This window comes from Dyadobacter sp. SG02, from assembly GCF_900109045.1.
GTDB lineage: Bacteria > Bacteroidota > Bacteroidia > Cytophagales > Spirosomataceae > Dyadobacter.
In genome coordinates this window covers 221,709-238,702 of sequence record NZ_FNYL01000011.1, presented here as the reverse complement: position 1 = coordinate 238,702, position 16,994 = coordinate 221,709, and the positions used below count along the sequence as shown (strand labels likewise).

The window sequence follows — 16,994 nt, the reverse complement described above, 5'->3', positions numbered from 1 at the left end:
AAGTGCAGAGTGCCGTTTGTTAAGTAAGGGTTACTTAAAGTGTTTGTATTTTACTTTTTTTGATTATTTTTTGAACAATATCCGTGATAGCAGTCCCGACTCACCTTTTATAAAACTCCAACATGCGACTACTTTTTCTCAGTACGCTTATCTCAGCCTTTTTCGTGTCACTTGGGCAGGTGAATGCACAAAAGACACAGATTGTCAATAGTACCATCAAACAGGTCACGATTTACCGGAATGGCGCGGAGGTAACGAGGGACATTTCTGTATCGCTGGACGAGGGGACGCATGAATTGATTTTCAAAGGCTTATCGGCTTCACTTGATAAGGAAAGTATCCGGCTTTCCGGCCTGGCCGACTTGACCGTATTGTCGGTTCTTCCCAAAATGAATTACAATCAGGAAGGAGAAAAGTCGAAGACAATGAGGCAGTTGGAAGCAAAGAGCACGACGATTAAAGAAAAGATAGCCTTCGAACGTGGTATGGAGCAGATTTACAAGCAGGAAGAGGAAATGCTCATTAAAAATCAGCAGCTGGGTGGTGATAAGGTTGCTGTGAAGACATTGGAACTAAAAGAAGCTATCGATTTTCAGCGTAAAAGACTGATTGAAGTCCTGCAAAAGAAGCTTGAAACCTCTGACAATATTAAAAAGTGGGAGGACAGTATCAAAGTAGTGGGAAAGGAACTCTCGCCACTCATTACCGATTCGCAGAAGGCTACTATGGAAATTATAGTCACGGTTTCATCAAAGAAAGCAGCACAGGTAAAACTGGAATTGAGTTATTATGTGGCCGACGCAGGCTGGTACCCAAGCTACGATGCAAAACTGACGGATTTGTCGGCACCGCTATCATTGCAGTTTAAAGCCGGGATGTACCAATACTCCGGCGAAGACTGGAAAAAGGTAAAACTGATATTATCCTCTGCGAATCCAAAAGACAAATCGCTGATGCCCGAGTTGAGAACATGGTACTGGGGCTTGCCGAATGATTATAGCCAATACCGCGCGGCCACGAAAGACGATCTGCCGGGCGATAATAGCATTACAGAGGTCAGCGGGTTTGTGAAGGACGGGCAGGACGAGCCATTGCCGGGCGTGTCCGTGACAATCAAAGCAAAGAATGTGGGTGCGGTTTCCGATGCCAATGGTTTTTATCAGTTATCGGTCCCTGCTAACCTGCCGGCGGCGCAGCGTGTGCTGGATTTTTCATTTATCGGATTTAAAACACAATCCAAACCCATATCAGATCGACGCATTGATGCCATTATGCAAGAAGATGTGAATGCATTGGAAGAAGTTGTCGTTGTCGGTTATGGAGGCAGTAAAAGGAACGCACGGGACGGCAGGGCCGCAAGCGCAAGTGTTGTTAAAAAAGAGTCTATTGGTTTGAATATCAATGAACGAGAGGCTCCTACCAGCGTAACCTATGAAATTCCGGTCGCTTACACTTTGCTGTCCGACGGGAAAACTTACATTGCCGACTTGAAAACGGAGCAAATTACAGACAGCTATTATGAATACCTCGCCATTCCAAAAGTAAGGCAGGGGGTGTTTTTAAATGCTTATCTGCCTTCGTGGGCGAACCTGAATCTGCTCCCGGGCGATGTCAATCTGTATCTGGAAAACAGTTATGTCGGCAAAACGCACCTCGATCCGGCCAATGCGCCGGACACGCTCAGCCTTTCGTTCGGTGTCGATAAATCGGTTTCGGTTCGGCGTGAACAGGTAAAGAGCTATACTAAAAAGCAGTTCCTTGGAAATAACGTGACCGAAAACCGTACATACCGCATTGCATTGCGGAATGCCAAAACGATACCGGTTAAGGTGGTGGTTAGAGATCAATATCCACTAGCCCGGAGCAAGGAAGTCGAAGTTTTTGACAAATCGGCCCCGGACGCCAAATTGGATGAGAATACGGGTAAACTGACCTGGGCGTTTTCGTTGCCCGCGGGTGAAAGCAAAGAACTGAGCCTTCGGTATGCCGTTAAATATCCGAAAAGTGGCTATGCGACCAGAGAATGAGGCGCTATTTTCAGATAGCGCGCTGCATTCTCCGGTGCTTTCGTAGCTCGATTGCCGGATCTTGTCAGTCCAGCAGGATATCCCTTTCTATCCCGATGTCCTGCAAAAAATGCGCGTCGTGCGATACCACGAGCAGCGTGCCGCGGTACTCGTCGATCGCCGCCGTGAGTATGCCGATGTTCTGGATGTCGAGGTTATTGGTCGGTTCGTCGAGGATGATCATATCCGGCGCTTGTGTGGCGACGGCCAGCGAGCAGAGCATCAGGCGCATTTTTTCGCCGCCGCTGAGGTTGGCGCAGGGTTTGTCCCAATATTCCCTGGTAAACAAAAAGCGGTTCAGCCGGATCTTGATGTCGTGCTCCTGCAACGCGCCCGAATTGAATTTTTGAGCCTGCTCGTAGACGGTCAAAGCATTGTCGATCAGTGAGTAATCCTGGTCGATGTAAATGGATTTAAAATTTGCCCGCTCGATAATGCCGACCGCCGGTTCCAGGTCGCCGAGGATCATCCGTATCAACGTCGTTTTGCCGGAACCGTTGGCGCCCTTAATCGCAATGCGCTCACCGCTGGTGATCTGGAAATCAAGGTTTTTCTCCCAAATCGGCTGATCGTCGTAAGTGAAATTGACGTGGGACGCGGAAATCAGTATCTTGCCTTTATGCAGCGAAGAATTGTCAAAATCGATCTTCATTTTATCGATTGCGGGAAGTTCGCTGCGCAAATGGCTGAGTTCATGCGCTATCCCGCCCACTTTTTCGGCGTGTATGCCCTTTATTCGGGCGGTACTTCGCTCCGCGCTGTTTCGGAATGCATTCTGGACAATGGTCGGCAGCCCGGCCTTCTCCTGTTTCTTTTTCCCGCGCGCGTCCAGCTTTTGTTGCCGCTCCATCGACTCCCTTTCTGTTTCTCTGGCTTTTCGAAGCGCCTTTTCTTTCGCCTTTACGTCGAAGTTCAATGCCTCGTTTTCAATGGCTTTTTGCCCGGCGTAAAAATCGTAGTTGCCGCCGTAGACGGTGATGCCCCGTTTGCCGAGCTCGCAGACGGTACCAAGCAGATTCAGTAACATCCGGTCGTGGCTTACGACCACCAATGTATTGCCCGTGGAACGGATGTATTCGTATAAAAGCGCCCGGCCGGGTGCGTCGAGGTGGTTGCTAGGTTCGTCGAGCAGGACAATGTCCGGTTCGTGGATCATGATGCCTGCCAGGAATACCTTCGTTTTTTGACCACCGCTTAGCGCCGACATGGGATGAGAAAGGGTTATCCCTTGTAATTGCCAATGTGCGAAAGCCTCCTGGCACCGTTCCTCGATACCCCAGTCGTCGTCCAGTAGTTCGAGATTAATGTCGGTCAAATGCCCTTCCAGGATTTCTTTGAGCGCCAGTAACTTGTCCTGGATACCCAATGCTTCGGAGACGGTCAGCGCATTGTACTGACCAAAAAGCTGGGGCACGAAATAAGGTTTCGAGTCTGCCCCGGCGCTACCGGAAGTGGGCTTCAATTTTCCCGACAGAATGCTTAGCAAAGTCGATTTGCCCGCGCCATTGTTGCCGATCAGGGCGATTTTGTCCTGTTTATTGACAATAAGATTTATATCAGAGAACAGCACATTCCGGTTCGGGTGTGCATAGGTAACACCTTGAAGAAAAAGCATGAGAAATTTCTTTTGAGAATGAATAATAGCAGCCGCCTTCACGGCCGCGTGCATTTATTTTCCTGAAAGAAATGATCTCTTACACCTGGTGTTTCCGGTTGGTGAATAATGTTGCAAAGGTAAAAAGAAATCCTGAAAGTGTAATAGGTTAACTATCGGTTACCTATTCGGTGGGTTTTTAATCAAATATTGTAGTCTGACGATACGGGGCTTCCAGTTCCAGCAGCAATGCTTTATTCTCCAATCCGCCGCCAAAGCCGACCAACTTCCCATTTGCTCCCACCACCCGGTGACAGGGCGCTATGATCGGGATCGGATTTTTATTCGCAGCTCCGCCCACGGCCCGCACCGAATCGGGATTCCCGATTTGCCGGGCAATGTCGCCGTAGGTCCTGGTTTCGCCAAAAGGGATTGTGAGCATGGCTTCCCAGACCTGTACTTGAAACTCGCTGCCTATGAAATCGAGTTCGAGTTCGAAGGTTTGACGTTTTTTGGCAAAATATTCATTTAACTGTCTCTCCGCTTCGAGCAACAGGGGATGGCTTGGGTCTTCTATGCCGCAGTCAATACTTGATTTTTTGGAATCATACATCCAAAGTACCGCCCTCAATCCCTTTTCGCTGGCAATCAGCGTAAGCGTGCCCGTTGGCGAGGCCATTTGTTTGAAGCAGGTACCCATGTTTGTCGCGTTTTGTCATTATGCAACAACAAACTGGATTTTATTGGTTCGGATTGGATGCGAGTAGCGGGTACGGATCAGCAGTCTGGACTTCGAAACCGTTTTTTCAGCGTCGTAATGGCAATCCATAAAACCGCGACACCACCGTAGCCAGTATAAAATTTGTCCATTTCCATGATCGCATCTGGCCTGCATAAGTCGGTAAATACATGCAGAACCAGCTTGAAACCGCTTGTAATCGACACAATCTGAAAACCTGTGCTGATCAGATCGGGGAGATTCGTCTGAATAAAGCGATTTTGAAACCAGAACGTAAACAGGTAGGCGATACTTCCCAATCCGGCCAATACAAAGATGATTCTGGGAGCAAGACCATCCCTGATAATCGAGTTCAGTAAATCTATCAATTCAATTCAAATCAATGATTGATATCCTTCCTGTTTTGATATTCGGAGCAAAGAGCGATGAATATACCAAATGCTCCGCCAGCCAATGCGCCGGAAATGTGGGCAATGCTGCCGCCGATTACGGCCCCGCCCATAGATGTGGAAATCAGAGAGGGAATAGCGGAGCTCCAATGGTTTCCGCTGCATTGCTTTTTAGTGGTGGTGATCGAGGATTGCATAACTAGTGTGGTTTGGTAAATGATTACGTCTGTTACAAAAGTAGGAAATCTGTCATGAGATTGTAAAGCGCCGTAACCCCTCAATTTTAGTACTTTTTTGTAGTATTTATTTGTATTTCAATAACTTATCAGTTACCTAACGGTAAAAAAAGGACACCCGGCACATGGATCATTACCAGGTGCCGGGTGTGCATTCGGATTGCCGGATTAATTAAACCAGCGTAGCATTCAATACAATTTCAAAGCTAAATGCCTGGCTCACAGGACAAGTTTGTTCGGCTCCCTTGGCTATAACCTGGAATTCTTCTTCCGTAATACCCGGCACTTTGGCTTGCAGTGTCAGTTCGGATTTAGTGATTTTCCCATTATCCAGCGTCACAACCGACTGTGTTTCCAATGAATCCACCGTGTAGCCGGCCTGCGTAAGGTCAAGGTCGAGTTTCATCGTGAAACATCCTGCATGTGCGGCCGCGAGAAGTTCCTCGGGATTCGTGCCGACGCCGTCCGCGAAGCGGCTGTTGAACGAATATTGTGTTTGGTTGAGGACGGTACTGCCTGTTGTGATGTGCCCGGCGCCTGTTTTGATATCACCATTCCATACGGCTGTTGCTTTGCGTTTCATGATTTTCTAGAATTTAAAATTGAAAAATGGTTTAAAAATAAACTGTACTATATGGTACAAAATTGGTTAAAAAAATTTCAGTTCAGGATAGTGAGGTTCATGCGCACCAGTTCCGCGAGCTTGCGCTGGTCCGTTTCCATTCTCCGGGTTACGTTGATTCCGTTCCAGAGGTTCACCAGATAGGCGCCCAGCGCCCCGGCAGGTTCTCCGGTTTGAAGCAATCCCAGGTCTTTGCCTTTCTGAACGGCTTCCGTGAATATTTCTTCCAGTAAATGGAGGTATTTCGCTGCTATCATTTTCAAGCCAGAATCGTCGGCCGAAACCTGTATCAACGCATTACCAAAATAGCATCCTCTGTTACCAACCGGTGATTCGTTACCGGTGAGCGAGAGAAAGAAATCTCTGATGAACTGTATCGGATCCGTGCAGGTTGCAAGCCCGTCGCGGATGGCTTTGAAGTTCAGCTCAACGACACGTTCCATGGATTTCCGGAACAATTCTTCCTTGCCGCCTTTGAATGCAAAATAAAAACTGCCTTTTCCGATTCCCATGGCATGGAGCAGGTCGTCGGCAGTCGCGTTGGCATATCCTTTCTCCCAAAAGACTTCCACCGCCTTGTCCAGGATCGCTGTTTCGTCATATATTTTAGGTCTGCCTGCCATTGTCTCCTTGTTTGATGTTACAAAGATATAATACTTTACTAATTGGTACAAAATAAAAACAGAAATATTTTTTTGGAAGAAGGGAGCAAGGGGAGGATGAAGGTGGGGCGATTTGGTATCTCGGGGTTTGGGTACTAGTTTCGCGACGTGTTTATGGTGTGTTATAATCTGCATTTCAACCCTTGAAAGCTTCCGGAAAACAATGGATCACCCTGGGCTTTACGCTGCTGATGCTTGTGAAAGCATGGGTTATCCCGTTGGTGTACCTGGATTATGAGCTTCGGAAGGAGTACATCATGGCCAACCTTTGCGTGAACCGCGAGAATCCGATCGTCGTCTGCGAGGGTAAATGCTACCTCGCCGAAAAAATCGTCGATGCGAAAAAGCAGGACGAGCGCCGGGCGGAGCAAACTTTCATGGCGAACCTGCTTTTTCAGGCCATGGATACGGGTAAGCTATTCATTTTCAAATCTCCCGAACGTTTTGAAGGGCAGTTGGAGGTAGCATTCGATTACATTTCCCCATTCCTTTCCCGCACGGTGAGCGCGGATATTTTTCATCCTCCCGCGGCTTAGTTAGCCACTTCCCGACCTGATAGCGGCGCACCGGACGGTAGCGCCCAAAACTTCCATTTCTTTTATTTTCAAAAAATACTCTATGCGCGTGCATACCCGAATCATTATCGTCGGTTTGCTGGCAGCGGCTATGCTGACTGCCTGCGAAGACCGCAAATTGCCTTATTTGGGCGAAGCTCAGACGATCGTCAAGACCGTTGAAGGTAAAACCGTTGAAGAAACGGATTACCCGTCCATTCCCGCATTCTCATTTACCAATCAGGATAACCGGGCGGTTACGGAAGCAGATTTTAAAGACAAAATCTATGTCGCCGACTTCTTTTTTACGACTTGTCCGACGATTTGTCCGGTGATGAAAAAGAATATGCTCAAAGTGTACGATGAGATCAAAGACCGGCCCGACGTACGCATTCTTTCCCATACTATCGATCCCGGACACGACACCCCGGCTGTACTCAAGACCTATTCAAACGACCTCGGGGTAAACAATGCCACCTGGCAATTCGTGACCGGCGACCGTGACAAAATCTACGAAATAGGGCAGCGTCACTACCTCATTACCGCGGCCGAGGATGCCAAATCGCCGGGCGGTTTCCTGCACAGCGGGCATTTTGTGTTGCTCGACAAAGACCGCCACATCCGCGGCATGTACGACGGCACTACCGACGACGGTACCTACGAGCTCATCCGCGACATCCGTACGCTGCTGAAAGAATATGAAAAGTAAAGAATCGGCCTTTTCAGGAACAGCACGGCCTTTTTTCGCATAGTTTTAAATGTAGTACAACTTCTTTAATCACTAACCTTAAACCATTTGTCGATGAAAATTTTGTTGCTGGCAGGGGATTATGTAGAAGATTACGAGGCTATTGCAAGGCCGTACGCTCACGGCATTAAGAGAAGTTTTTAAGTTAAAATGCCAGACTTGCGGTGCAGGTCTGGCATTTTGTTTTGCAGGTACAAAAACAAACTTTCCGTTGGCCGTCCGGACAAACTGCCTTACTTTTGCCGGACAATACGCGATATTATGTCCAATACCAGACTTCTTTTCAGCATTTCGCCTCCACCGGTAGCCTGATCGGCTAAACGACCGGAATCTGTTTGGTACTTCCCGTTCTTCGGGAGGCGATATTGCCATACCTGTTACCATTGTTCATGAAGGTTGTTGAGCCTTAATCCTCTCGCGGGGTTCTGCTTAACCGGTTTGCGCTATTTTCCACGGCGCCCGGAGTTCATTTTTATAATACCTTTTTGAACAAATCATACAATGAAACAAGCTTTCATCAAGCTCCATATATCCATCATTCTGGCCGGATTTACCGGTATTTTCGGAAAACTGATTACTGTAAACGAAGGACTGCTATCGTGGTACCGCATATGGCTGGCGGGCGTACTGATGCTGCTTATCCTGGCAGCCACCAAAAAGCTCGAACGGATCTCATTCCGCGACTTTACCCGCACTTCGCTCACGGGGCTGTTGCTTGGGTTGCACTGGATTTTCTTTTATGGGAGTATCAAGTATTCTAATATTTCGGTCGGCGTGGTGTGTTTCTCACTGGTTGGCTTTTTTACGGCCATTTTTTCGCCGCTGATCAACCGCAAGCGTTTTGTGCTATCCGAATTGCTGTTGAGCCTGCTCACACTTTCAGGTATTGCCTTGATTTTTAGTTTTGATTCCCGTTACCGCACCGGCATCGCATTAGGCGTCGTTTCGTCGGCGCTCGGGTCGCTTTTCACGATCACGAATGAGCGGCTGGCGCATTCTTTTAAAAGCGAAACGGCCACGGTGTACGCGCTGGTCGGCGGGGCCATCGCGCTGACCCCGCTCATGCCATTGTATTTCTACTTTTTCCCGGTCGAGACGCTCGTGCTTTCCCGTGCAGATCTGGGGTATCTGGTTGTGCTGGCGTTTTTCTGCACGGTGGTATTGTATATGCTGCAAACGCAGGTACTACGCCGCATTTCAGCATTTACGGTCAACCTCAGCCTGAACCTCGAACCGGTTTACACGATCATTCTCGCGATTTTGATTTACCACGAAAACAAGGAGCTCCGCTGGTCGTTTTACCTCGGTTTGGCGCTGATCATAATGTCGGTAGTGTTGCAAATGCTGCAAGTGATGCGCGCGCACAGGAATGCGGGAACGGCTGAATTGAGTACACAGCAGTAAACAAAATGGGGCGCCACATTGTGTGGTGCCCCGTTAGTAGAGTTGTAACGGCAGAGAATACGACCATTAGTTTTTTAGCGATTTCAACGAATCGTCGATCACATTCTGCATTTGCAGTGGTTCATAGTCGCCGCGGGTAAAACCAGAGTAATGCAATGCTTCGCCGATGTCTTTCCTCAAATCCAGCTCCGCTTGCTGCCGGCACAGTGCAATGCCCTGCGTCTCCGAATACCTGGCCAGGTACTCCTGCTCCGACTGCCCCGGCGTGGGAACGAGTAATGCCTTTTTTTTCAGCACAGCCAGGTCCATCAGCGTCGAGTAGCCGCTACGGCATATGACCAGTTGCGCACGGGCGAGCGCACGGGCAAGCTCGCTCGCGTTCGCGTGCGTTACGTAGGTTATATGCGCGGGCAAATGCGTGCGTACGTCTCCCGCGGGGTTGCCGGCAATGATATGGAAGTGGTACTCCGGCACAGTGGAGGCTTGTTGAAGCAGTTTTTCTTCCAAAATGCCCCGCATCGGCTCCGGGCCGGAAAGCAGGACCAGTATGCCGTCGTGCAGCGGCGGTATGGACGTTTTGGGAGGCCGTAATTGAGATAATAATCCCACATAGCGCGCATGGCCAGGAAGCTCGCGCGGGTGCGATAATGCGCCCGCCAGTCCGCCGTTTGCGTGCTCATCCACGACCCAGCATTGGTCGAACTTTTCGAGCATGCGGTAATGCAGTCGGCGCATCAGGGAATCTGCCGACGTGCCGAAACCCGTCATGATCTGCAATTGGTGGGTCATGATCACCGATTTCAACCCGTCGATCTTCAATCCGTAACGGTTATCGGAGATCACGAGGTGGAATTGGTGCGTGGTTTGCATTTCGCGGAGCCATTGCCGCTCGCGACGGATGGCGCCCAGGATTTTCGGGATTTGGACTAAAATTTTCGCGACAAAAGTGCCGCCGCTACGACTATACGTGATATGGTAGCCGGGGAGCGGCAACTGCGGTACGTTGGGAAAGTTTTCTTTCAGCAGCACGGCCGTAACACCGGACGCAGCGATAGTGACCTCGCATCCTTTTTCAATAAGATACCGGATGACGGGGATGCAGCGCGTGGCATGTCCCAGTCCCCAGTCCAGCGGCGCTATCAGGATACGGAACGGCAGGGCGGATTGTGGTTTGGTTGCAAGGCAAAAATAGCAACTCTGGCGCTATTTTTGGCCAAGGAATGATAGCACGCGCTCGGTAACTTCTTTCAGCGAAGGTATCTGGACGGGTTTCTGCAGGTAATCCATCACATGTCCCGAATCCATGGCCCGATTGTAATCTTCCACTTCAGAGGAAGAGCTCATCATGCAGATCGAAATAGGCTGGGGGACCTCCGGTTTCAGTTTTCCGTATTCGTTCAGGAACTGCCAGCCGTCGAGGATGGGCATATTGATGTCGAGTAATATCAGTTGGGGGAGTTTCAACGCGTCTTCTTTATGGCTGGTAAGGTAGTCGAGCGCGTCGCGGCCGTTGTCAAAAAAGATAATCTCGCGGGCTATTTTGGCTTTTTCTATGATACGTTTCAGCAGGTAAGTGAAGATTTTGTCGTCGTCTACTACGCAGAGTATTTCAAGCATTTTCGTTAAATGTAATTTTAAATGTAATACCCGCGTCGACTTTGCTGAATACCTGAATGTTCCCGCCCTGGGCTTCGATCTGATTTTTTATCAAAAATAAGCCAACTCCGTGAGCATCTTCGTGTTTGTGGAAAGTTTTATATAAACCAAAAATTTTGTTGGCATGCAGCGACAGATCGATACCTTTTCCCTGATCGCTGTATTCCAGTACTTTAAGTCCTTTCTCGTTGCGGTAAAACCGAAGTTGGATCACCGGGTGCCCGTCGTCTTTTTTATATTTAATACCATTTGAAATCAGGTTCATCAGAATGCTTTCCAGGTAAATGCGCGGAAATACGATCTCTTTTTCCTTGAAATCCAGCCCTACTTCCGCCTGGCTGGTGTGCAGGCTTTCGTCGAGCACACCCAGGACCTGCTCGGTAACCTCCTTGATATCAAGTCTTTCGCCTTCCAGGTGGTTGTCGCGGATCTTGATCACCTGCGAAAGGTCGTCGAGTGTGCCGTTCAGGTGTTTGGCCACCGTTTTGATCTTCTGAAAAAGCTCCTCGTTGTCTTTGCTAAGGGTCGATTCGTCGACAAAATCGGCCAGCAGCGCGATATTGCTCGAATGGTTCCGCAGGTTATGGGAAAGAATGTGGGTGAAACTTTGCAGCTGACTATTTTTCTGGGCCATCTGGTCAATCGACTTTACCAGTTTGAGTTCCAGGGTCTTGTACCGGTCGATGTCCATGATAATCCCCCGGATCTTGCCGACCTGCCCGCTGGCATTCAGCGAGGGTGTGGCCGAAAACCGCACCCATTTCCGGGTACCCGACGGGGTTGTAAGTTGCAACTCATGGTCCCAGGAGCGGCCGAACTCGATGGATTCCCGCAGTGCAGCGCGGATGATCAGCTGGTAAGGTTCGGGGAAGAATTGGAGAAAATCGGTTTCATTGTGAATGTTCCCTTCGTTGGTCTCCATGATAATGCCACAGGTAGCCGTCCAGCGGAACTGGCCGGTGGCGGGGTCGTACTCCCAGCCGCCGAGTTTGCCGACATTGCTCGCGGCCGTGAGCAGGAACTCGCTTTCGGCCAGCTTGCCTTCCACGGCGGTGCGTTCGTCTATCTCGTGTTGTAAATCGGTTACCGAACGGAGCAGGAGTACATTCGGAAAGATTTTGAACAAATAGTAAACCGTTGCCATGGATACGATGGCGGTGGCAAACCTCACCAGCGCGCTGAAACGATACACCGGCACCCAGAATATCAGGGCGTCGATCAAATGCGTGGCACCGCAAAAGAGGATGAATGCGACGAAAAGCCAGATCGTTTTAGGGAAAGGAATGTCCTTTTTGTTGAGAATGAAGCGGACCAGAAAGATGGGGATCAGGAAGTAGGCTGCCCAGATAACAATGTCCGAAATAATGTACAGCCACCCATGGAAATCCGACCACGAACCGCAATACCAGCGTGCGGGCCATTCCGACGTGCTGAATATCCCCCGGAAGAAATCCGCCACCTGCTCCGGGAGCCCCTGCTCTGCCAATCCTGCCCGGCTGGTATCGGACAGCGCCGCACCCGTACGGCACAGCGGAATACGGTCTTTTGAAATGGCATGAAGTTGCGCGGCTTCGGGGATCATGAATCGTTAATTAACGCGAGGTCCATTCGAATATTAACGATAAATCTCGTGCCAAACAACCGCTCCCCGCTTTTCAAAACTAGCCCATCGGTTGCCGTAAAAATACTATTCAATCAGGTTTGTAAAAATAGTTTTAATTCCTTGGGGTAATTGTAACTAATGCAAAGCAATCAGGAGATTTTGAATGCCGATCGACCTGAGGTTGAGGGTGAAATTAATGGCTTTTGGCATACTAAACATCGCTATCGCGGCCAGGAGAATCCGTATGCGGAAGTGTATATCTAGTAACCGTTGTTGCGTTTTTTATTCTTAAAATGTAAAAACTAGGTTAGAATAAATATTTTGAAATGTAGAAAAAGTTCAAACCGGGCAGATGCCTGGCAGCGTACTTTTTAACTAATTTAGCGGTCGCCAAAAATCAAATTCACATCTGTTTTTCATGAATATTCAAGTCCATCAACAAAACGAAACTGCGATTGCGGAAGTGACCTCGGACCAGGTTCTCATCCATACCCCGGCCGACGGCCTGCAACTGATGGTCGATCTTTACTATCAGGGCTACGGCGAGGTAATCCTGCACGAGCGGAATATCACGCCTGAATTCTTCGATCTGAAGACGGGAATTGCGGGTGAAGTTTTGCAGAAATTCACCACTTACCGCGTCCGCCTGGCCATTATCGGCGATTTTGCGCGTTACGACAGCAAGAGCCTGCGCGACTTTATTTTCGAAAGCAACAAAGGAAGGCAGATCGCTTTCGTACCTTCCGTGGAAGAAGCCGTCGGACGACTGTCAAACTGATTTAAATGGAAATAGACGAAATTCTCGACCATTTTCACCCTTTGCCGTCTCATTCAAAAGAGGCGCTGAAAGCGCAAATTTCCCGAGTGCAATATCCGAAAGGCCATATGCTGGTCCGGTCGGGTAGGGTGGAGAAAATGCTCTATTTCATCCGGAGCGGCATTGTCCGTGCCTATTCCGATGCGGATCGCGGGGATGTTACGTTTTGGTTCGGAAAGGAAGGGGACGTGGTGCTTTCGATGAAAAGTTATGTTTCGGGCCAGCCGGGCTACGAACACATCGAAACGTTGGAACCCTGCGACTTGTACCAGATGAAAGCGCAGGACCTGGAAACGCTTTTTATCAACGACATTCACATTGCCAACTGGGGCCGCCGACTGATCGGACAGGAGCTGATCAAAACGGAGGAACGGCTCATTTCCATGCAGTTCAAAACGGCCCAGGAGCGGTACCTCGATTTAATGTCCGCCACCCCCGATCTGCTCCAACGCGTGCAATTGTGCCACATCGCTTCCTTCCTGGGCATTACGCAGGTAAGCCTGAGCCGCATTCGCGCGGAAATCAGGTAACGCTTCTTATTTATCATTTGTAAAATTTTTTACGGATCCGGCGCAGGACCTTTGTATCAAAAAAACGAAGTGTTATGAACTGGATTATTTTGATTGTCGCCGGCCTGTTCGAGGTTGGATTCGCCTCTTGTTTAGGAAAAGTTCGTGAAACAAGCGGAACCGAAATGTATTTATGGTTTACCGGATTTATCATCTCACTGGTGGTCAGCATGGCGTTGCTGCTCAAAGCGACCCAAACGTTGCCGATCGGCACGGCCTATGCGGTGTGGACGGGCATCGGCGCGGTGGGAACCGTGTTAGTGGGAATATTGGTGTTTAAAGACCCCGTCAGCTTCTGGCGGATATTCTTCATCACCACATTGATCCTCTCCATCGCGGGACTGAAAGTGGTTTCACAGCATTAGGTAATTTCGGGGGCAAGCTATTTTCTCCTGCCGGAATGAAGGCACCAGCTATTTTCGTAAAGCTGAACGATCTTTTAAATCAATTTTCCCCAAGGAGCATCAAGCGAGTGGCTTCCCTGCTGGTATGGATTTTAAATGGAAAGCAATCTTCATGAAAACCAAACCCAGTGAATGATGGAAGACTACACGAATGTATTGATACACGCGGCAAGGGTGGGGAACCTGGAAGTAATCCGTGAACTGCTCAACCGGGGTGTCGATGTAGATGGGAGGGATGAAAAGGGCTATACGCCCCTGCTGATCGCCTGCTATAACAACCGCTCCGAAGCCGCCGAATTGCTGCTCGAATCGGGTGCGGAGGTGGATGCGGGCGACTATGGCGGCAATACCGCACTAATGGGGGCTGCATTCAAAGGTCTGCCGGAAATAGCGTCGCTGCTCATACGGCATGGCGCCAATCTCGACAGCCAGCATGGCAATGGGGGAACGGCACTGATGTTCGCGACGATGTTCGGCCGCAATGACGTGGTAAAACTGCTTCTCGAAAGCGGCGCCGATACAAAGATTCTGGACACAAGAGGCCAATCTGCTTTTGATCTGGCCATGCAGCAGGGCAATGAAGAAGCAATTTCACTATTGGCTTGAAATTTAGAACATAAAAATCTCACAACAAACAATCCCATTTCCGTCGACTTAAGTCGACGGCAAGGGATTGCTATGCTGTGAGATTTTTTATGAGATGATTTTTAGATGATTTTATTACGCCGGGATTTTTCTTGGCTTTTCTCTTTCCCAGAACCTGTGCTGGGCAATGGCGGCAATGAATTGCTTCGCTAATTTCGCTGGATCGTCGCTGATGACAATGCCATCGAGCAGTACCGATTCATCCGAGAAATCCGCTGGTAATTTCCTGGCAAAATAGGTCGCCTCGATCGCCTGCATTGCGCTTGCATCCGCTGCAATGGCTTTGCAATGCTTGAACGCCTCATTGAGGAAATGGACGGCATCGGCATCCGCCTCGATGGTGGCTGCACTAATGGTGCCGCCTGGCACGTATACCGCGTCGTAAAGCACGGAGGCGGCTGTCAGGAGGCTGTGCTGCACAGGAATTTCTTCATCGGTTGCGGATAAAATATAGTTCGACCTGGGAGCGATCACTTCCACAATGGCACCTTCGGCCTCCAATGACGCTTTTACCGTATTCAAAGAATTGCCATCTACGCCATCGGCGGCCAGAAATGCGACTTTCCGGGTTTTGATGCTGTCTTTCGGGCTATTGGCCATACTCAATGCGGTTGAGGCAGTCAGGGAACTTTCAACGACAAGCGGATCATAGTCGGCCGGATCGGCGTCGGCAGGAATGCTGCGGTTCATCGGCAGTTCGGGATCTTCCGGTACCGAAAGTCGGAGCGCAAATGCCACCGAAGCGGCCAGCCCATTATCGATCATCGACAATATTCCCAGCATTCTGCGACGCACTTCAACGGACTGTACTTTGCCAAGTTCGAAGCTGAATGCATCGATCATATGGTTCTTTTCCGGATCAGACTGGCTATTGAAAAACAGTTTTGCCTGGCTGAAATGGTCCAGGAAACTTTTGCTCCTCGCCCGTATTTTCCGTGCGTCAATCCGCTCGGGATAAGACGTAAATCCACCCTCCGATGCCTTCGCCTGCAATGGGTAATTATCGCCCAGCGAGTTGGGTCCGTAGCTGATTTTGCCGCGGTTGATGGTCTGGCGCATAAAGCCGTCGCGCTGGTTGTTGTGAACCGGTACAATGGGCCTGTTGATCGGAATTTCCTGGAAATTCGGGCCGCCGAGGCGGATCAGCTGAGTGTCGGTGTAGGAAAACAACCTGCCTTGCAGCAACGGGTCGTTGGTAAAATCGATACCCGGTACCACGTGGCCGATATGGAAGGCCGATTGCTCCGTTTCGGCGAAGAAGTTTTCCGGGTTGCGGTTCAAAGTCAATTTCCCCACTCTGGTCACCGGTACCAGTTCCTCGGGGATGATTTTTGTCGGGTCAAGCAGGTCGAATTCAAATTTGAACTCGTCGGCTTCCGGTACAATCTGCAAACCGAGTTCCCATTCGGGGAAGCTGCCGCTTTCAATCGCGTCCCAAAGATCACGGCGGTGGAAATCCGGGTCTTTACCTGAAATATTCTGAGCCTCGTCCCATGCCACCGAATGCACACCGAGCAGAGGTTTCCAATGGAATTTGACAAAATGGCTCACGCCCTCCGCATTCACCAGCCTGAACGTGTGGACGCCAAAGCCCTCCATCATCCGGTAACTACGCGGAATAGCGCGGTCGCTCATCAGCCACATGACCATATGCGCAGACTCGGGCATCACGGAAATAAAATCCCAGAATGTGTCGTGCGCCGAGGCGGCTTGCGGGATCTCGTTGTCGGGCTCCGGCTTCACGGCGTGCACCAGGTCGGGGAACTTGATGGCGTCCTGGATGAAGAACACCGGCATATTATTTCCGACCAGGTCGAAATTCCCCTCCTGCGTATAAAATTTGACGGCAAACCCCCGCACGTCGCGGGCGAGGTCGGTTGAGCCCCTCGACCCGGCAACAGTTGAAAACCGGACAAAAACCGGCGTTTCGACGGAGGTATCAGTGAGAAATTGCGCTTTGGTATATTGTCCGAGTGGTTCGTAAAGCTTGAAAACCCCGTGCGCGCCCGAGCCGCGTGCATGTACGACGCGTTCGGGTATACGCTCGTGATCGAAATGCGTTATTTTTTCGCGGAGAATAAAATCTTCAAGCAGGGAAGCACCCCGGTCACCTGCTTTGAGCGAATTCTGGTCGTCGTTGACGCGGACGCCCGTGTTGGTATTCATGAACTCGCCGGTGGAATTTTCCATGTGCTCGGCAAGGCTTCTGGTCTTGTCGTTTTCCGGCTGGTCAACCGCCGGATTCTGCTGCGCTTTTCTTTTGGCCATAGTTGTTGATGGTTTTAA

General features: G+C 49.8%; 18 protein-coding genes. 9 read left to right on the top strand and 9 right to left on the bottom strand.

Features of this window, described 5'->3' with window-relative positions:
* The first annotated feature begins 122 nt into the window (after positions 1-122).
* Positions 123-2,027, top strand: coding sequence for a mucoidy inhibitor MuiA family protein (locus BMW93_RS24600; RefSeq protein ID WP_090382592.1), 1,905 nt, complete (start codon positions 123-125; stop codon positions 2,025-2,027).
* Positions 2,028-2,091: 64 nt separating this feature from the next.
* On the opposite strand, the gene BMW93_RS24595 is transcribed toward BMW93_RS24600, so the two are convergent.
* Both BMW93_RS24595 and BMW93_RS24590 read right to left on the bottom strand, forming a co-directional pair.
* A complete protein-coding gene (locus tag BMW93_RS24595) occupies positions 2,092-3,681 on the bottom strand; it encodes an ABC-F family ATP-binding cassette domain-containing protein (RefSeq protein WP_090382720.1) in 1,590 nt (529 codons plus the stop codon).
* Between the two features lie 178 nt (positions 3,682-3,859).
* Positions 3,860-4,360 carry a methylated-DNA--[protein]-cysteine S-methyltransferase gene (locus BMW93_RS24590; RefSeq protein WP_090382589.1) on the bottom strand — a complete coding sequence of 167 codons (501 nt, stop codon included), beginning with the start codon at positions 4,358-4,360 and terminating at the stop codon, positions 3,860-3,862.
* A gap of 209 nt (positions 4,361-4,569) precedes the next feature.
* Here BMW93_RS24590 and BMW93_RS35725 point away from each other — a divergent pair, with 209 nt between their 5' ends.
* Complete coding sequence (locus BMW93_RS35725) at positions 4,570-4,758, top strand: hypothetical protein (protein WP_218147732.1); 189 nt, start codon at positions 4,570-4,572, stop codon at positions 4,756-4,758.
* A gap of 20 nt (positions 4,759-4,778) precedes the next feature.
* On the opposite strand, the gene BMW93_RS24580 is transcribed toward BMW93_RS35725, so the two are convergent.
* The 3 genes from BMW93_RS24580 to BMW93_RS24570 form a co-directional block, all read right to left on the bottom strand.
* Complete coding sequence (locus BMW93_RS24580; RefSeq protein ID WP_090382583.1) at positions 4,779-4,985, bottom strand: hypothetical protein; 207 nt, start codon at positions 4,983-4,985, stop codon at positions 4,779-4,781.
* 211 nt (positions 4,986-5,196) lie between these two features.
* Positions 5,197-5,607 (bottom strand): OsmC family protein, encoded by a 411-nt coding sequence (locus BMW93_RS24575; RefSeq protein ID WP_090382580.1) that lies wholly within the window; start codon positions 5,605-5,607, stop codon positions 5,197-5,199.
* Between the two features lie 77 nt (positions 5,608-5,684).
* Positions 5,685-6,269 carry a TetR/AcrR family transcriptional regulator gene (locus BMW93_RS24570; RefSeq protein ID WP_090382578.1) on the bottom strand — a complete coding sequence of 195 codons (585 nt, stop codon included), beginning with the start codon at positions 6,267-6,269 and terminating at the stop codon, positions 5,685-5,687.
* A gap of 182 nt (positions 6,270-6,451) precedes the next feature.
* Between BMW93_RS24570 and BMW93_RS24565 the strand changes: the two genes are divergently transcribed.
* The 3 genes from BMW93_RS24565 (at position 6,452) to BMW93_RS24555 (ending at position 9,014) form a co-directional block, all read left to right on the top strand.
* Complete coding sequence (locus BMW93_RS24565; RefSeq protein ID WP_229240775.1) at positions 6,452-6,844, top strand: hypothetical protein; 393 nt, start codon at positions 6,452-6,454, stop codon at positions 6,842-6,844.
* Between the two features lie 82 nt (positions 6,845-6,926).
* Positions 6,927-7,571, top strand: coding sequence for an SCO family protein (locus BMW93_RS24560; RefSeq protein WP_090382576.1), 645 nt, complete (start codon positions 6,927-6,929; stop codon positions 7,569-7,571).
* A 540-nt stretch (positions 7,572-8,111) separates the two neighbouring features.
* Positions 8,112-9,014, top strand: a complete 903-nt coding sequence (locus tag BMW93_RS24555) for a DMT family transporter (RefSeq protein ID WP_090382572.1) — start codon at positions 8,112-8,114, stop codon at positions 9,012-9,014.
* Positions 9,015-9,080: 66 nt separating this feature from the next.
* On the opposite strand, the gene BMW93_RS24550 is transcribed toward BMW93_RS24555, so the two are convergent.
* The 3 genes from BMW93_RS24550 to BMW93_RS24540 form a co-directional block, all read right to left on the bottom strand.
* Entirely contained in the window at positions 9,081-10,043 is a 963-nt protein-coding gene (locus BMW93_RS24550) for a glycosyltransferase (RefSeq protein WP_229240773.1), read from the bottom strand.
* Between the two features lie 174 nt (positions 10,044-10,217).
* On the bottom strand, positions 10,218-10,631 hold the full coding sequence (locus BMW93_RS24545) for a response regulator (RefSeq protein ID WP_090382567.1): 414 nt from the start codon (positions 10,629-10,631) through the stop codon (positions 10,218-10,220).
* Positions 10,624-12,252, bottom strand: a complete 1,629-nt coding sequence (locus BMW93_RS24540; RefSeq protein ID WP_090382565.1) for an ATP-binding protein — start codon at positions 12,250-12,252, stop codon at positions 10,624-10,626. The genes BMW93_RS24545 and BMW93_RS24540 overlap by 8 nt, the downstream gene beginning before the upstream one ends.
* A gap of 439 nt (positions 12,253-12,691) precedes the next feature.
* Here BMW93_RS24540 and BMW93_RS24535 point away from each other — a divergent pair, with 439 nt between their 5' ends.
* The 4 genes from BMW93_RS24535 (at position 12,692) to BMW93_RS24520 (ending at position 14,669) form a co-directional block, all read left to right on the top strand.
* Entirely contained in the window at positions 12,692-13,051 is a 360-nt protein-coding gene (locus tag BMW93_RS24535; RefSeq protein ID WP_090382563.1) for a DUF4180 domain-containing protein, read from the top strand.
* A 5-nt stretch (positions 13,052-13,056) separates the two neighbouring features.
* Positions 13,057-13,620, top strand: coding sequence for a Crp/Fnr family transcriptional regulator (locus tag BMW93_RS24530; RefSeq protein ID WP_090382560.1), 564 nt, complete (start codon positions 13,057-13,059; stop codon positions 13,618-13,620).
* A gap of 74 nt (positions 13,621-13,694) precedes the next feature.
* Positions 13,695-14,024 (top strand): multidrug efflux SMR transporter, encoded by a 330-nt coding sequence (locus BMW93_RS24525; RefSeq protein WP_090382559.1) that lies wholly within the window; start codon positions 13,695-13,697, stop codon positions 14,022-14,024.
* Positions 14,025-14,195: 171 nt separating this feature from the next.
* Entirely contained in the window at positions 14,196-14,669 is a 474-nt protein-coding gene (locus BMW93_RS24520; RefSeq protein ID WP_090382556.1) for an ankyrin repeat domain-containing protein, read from the top strand.
* Between the two features lie 114 nt (positions 14,670-14,783).
* On the opposite strand, the gene BMW93_RS24515 is transcribed toward BMW93_RS24520, so the two are convergent.
* Positions 14,784-16,976 (bottom strand): catalase, encoded by a 2,193-nt coding sequence (locus BMW93_RS24515; protein WP_090382554.1) that lies wholly within the window; start codon positions 16,974-16,976, stop codon positions 14,784-14,786.
* Between the last annotated feature and the right edge of the window lie 18 nt (positions 16,977-16,994).

Coding starts and splice junctions, on each gene's coding strand:
- BMW93_RS24545 (WP_090382567.1), bottom strand. CDS start 10,631: ATGCTTGAAATACTCTGCGTAGTAGACGACGACAAAATCTTCACTTAC.
- BMW93_RS24530 (WP_090382560.1), top strand. CDS start 13,057: ATGGAAATAGACGAAATTCTCGACCATTTTCACCCTTTGCCGTCTCAT.
- BMW93_RS24570 (WP_090382578.1), bottom strand. CDS start 6,269: ATGGCAGGCAGACCTAAAATATATGACGAAACAGCGATCCTGGACAAG.
- BMW93_RS24515 (WP_090382554.1), bottom strand. CDS start 16,976: ATGGCCAAAAGAAAAGCGCAGCAGAATCCGGCGGTTGACCAGCCGGAA.
- BMW93_RS24590 (WP_090382589.1), bottom strand. CDS start 4,360: ATGGGTACCTGCTTCAAACAAATGGCCTCGCCAACGGGCACGCTTACG.
- BMW93_RS24580 (WP_090382583.1), bottom strand. CDS start 4,985: ATGCAATCCTCGATCACCACCACTAAAAAGCAATGCAGCGGAAACCAT.
- BMW93_RS24520 (WP_090382556.1), top strand. CDS start 14,196: ATGATGGAAGACTACACGAATGTATTGATACACGCGGCAAGGGTGGGG.
- BMW93_RS24560 (WP_090382576.1), top strand. CDS start 6,927: ATGCGCGTGCATACCCGAATCATTATCGTCGGTTTGCTGGCAGCGGCT.
- BMW93_RS24555 (WP_090382572.1), top strand. CDS start 8,112: ATGAAACAAGCTTTCATCAAGCTCCATATATCCATCATTCTGGCCGGA.
- BMW93_RS24575 (WP_090382580.1), bottom strand. CDS start 5,607: ATGAAACGCAAAGCAACAGCCGTATGGAATGGTGATATCAAAACAGGC.
- BMW93_RS24600 (WP_090382592.1), top strand. CDS start 123: ATGCGACTACTTTTTCTCAGTACGCTTATCTCAGCCTTTTTCGTGTCA.
- BMW93_RS35725 (WP_218147732.1), top strand. CDS start 4,570: ATGCAGAACCAGCTTGAAACCGCTTGTAATCGACACAATCTGAAAACC.
- BMW93_RS24540 (WP_090382565.1), bottom strand. CDS start 12,252: ATGATCCCCGAAGCCGCGCAACTTCATGCCATTTCAAAAGACCGTATT.
- BMW93_RS24525 (WP_090382559.1), top strand. CDS start 13,695: ATGAACTGGATTATTTTGATTGTCGCCGGCCTGTTCGAGGTTGGATTC.
- BMW93_RS24535 (WP_090382563.1), top strand. CDS start 12,692: ATGAATATTCAAGTCCATCAACAAAACGAAACTGCGATTGCGGAAGTG.
- BMW93_RS24595 (WP_090382720.1), bottom strand. CDS start 3,681: ATGCTTTTTCTTCAAGGTGTTACCTATGCACACCCGAACCGGAATGTG.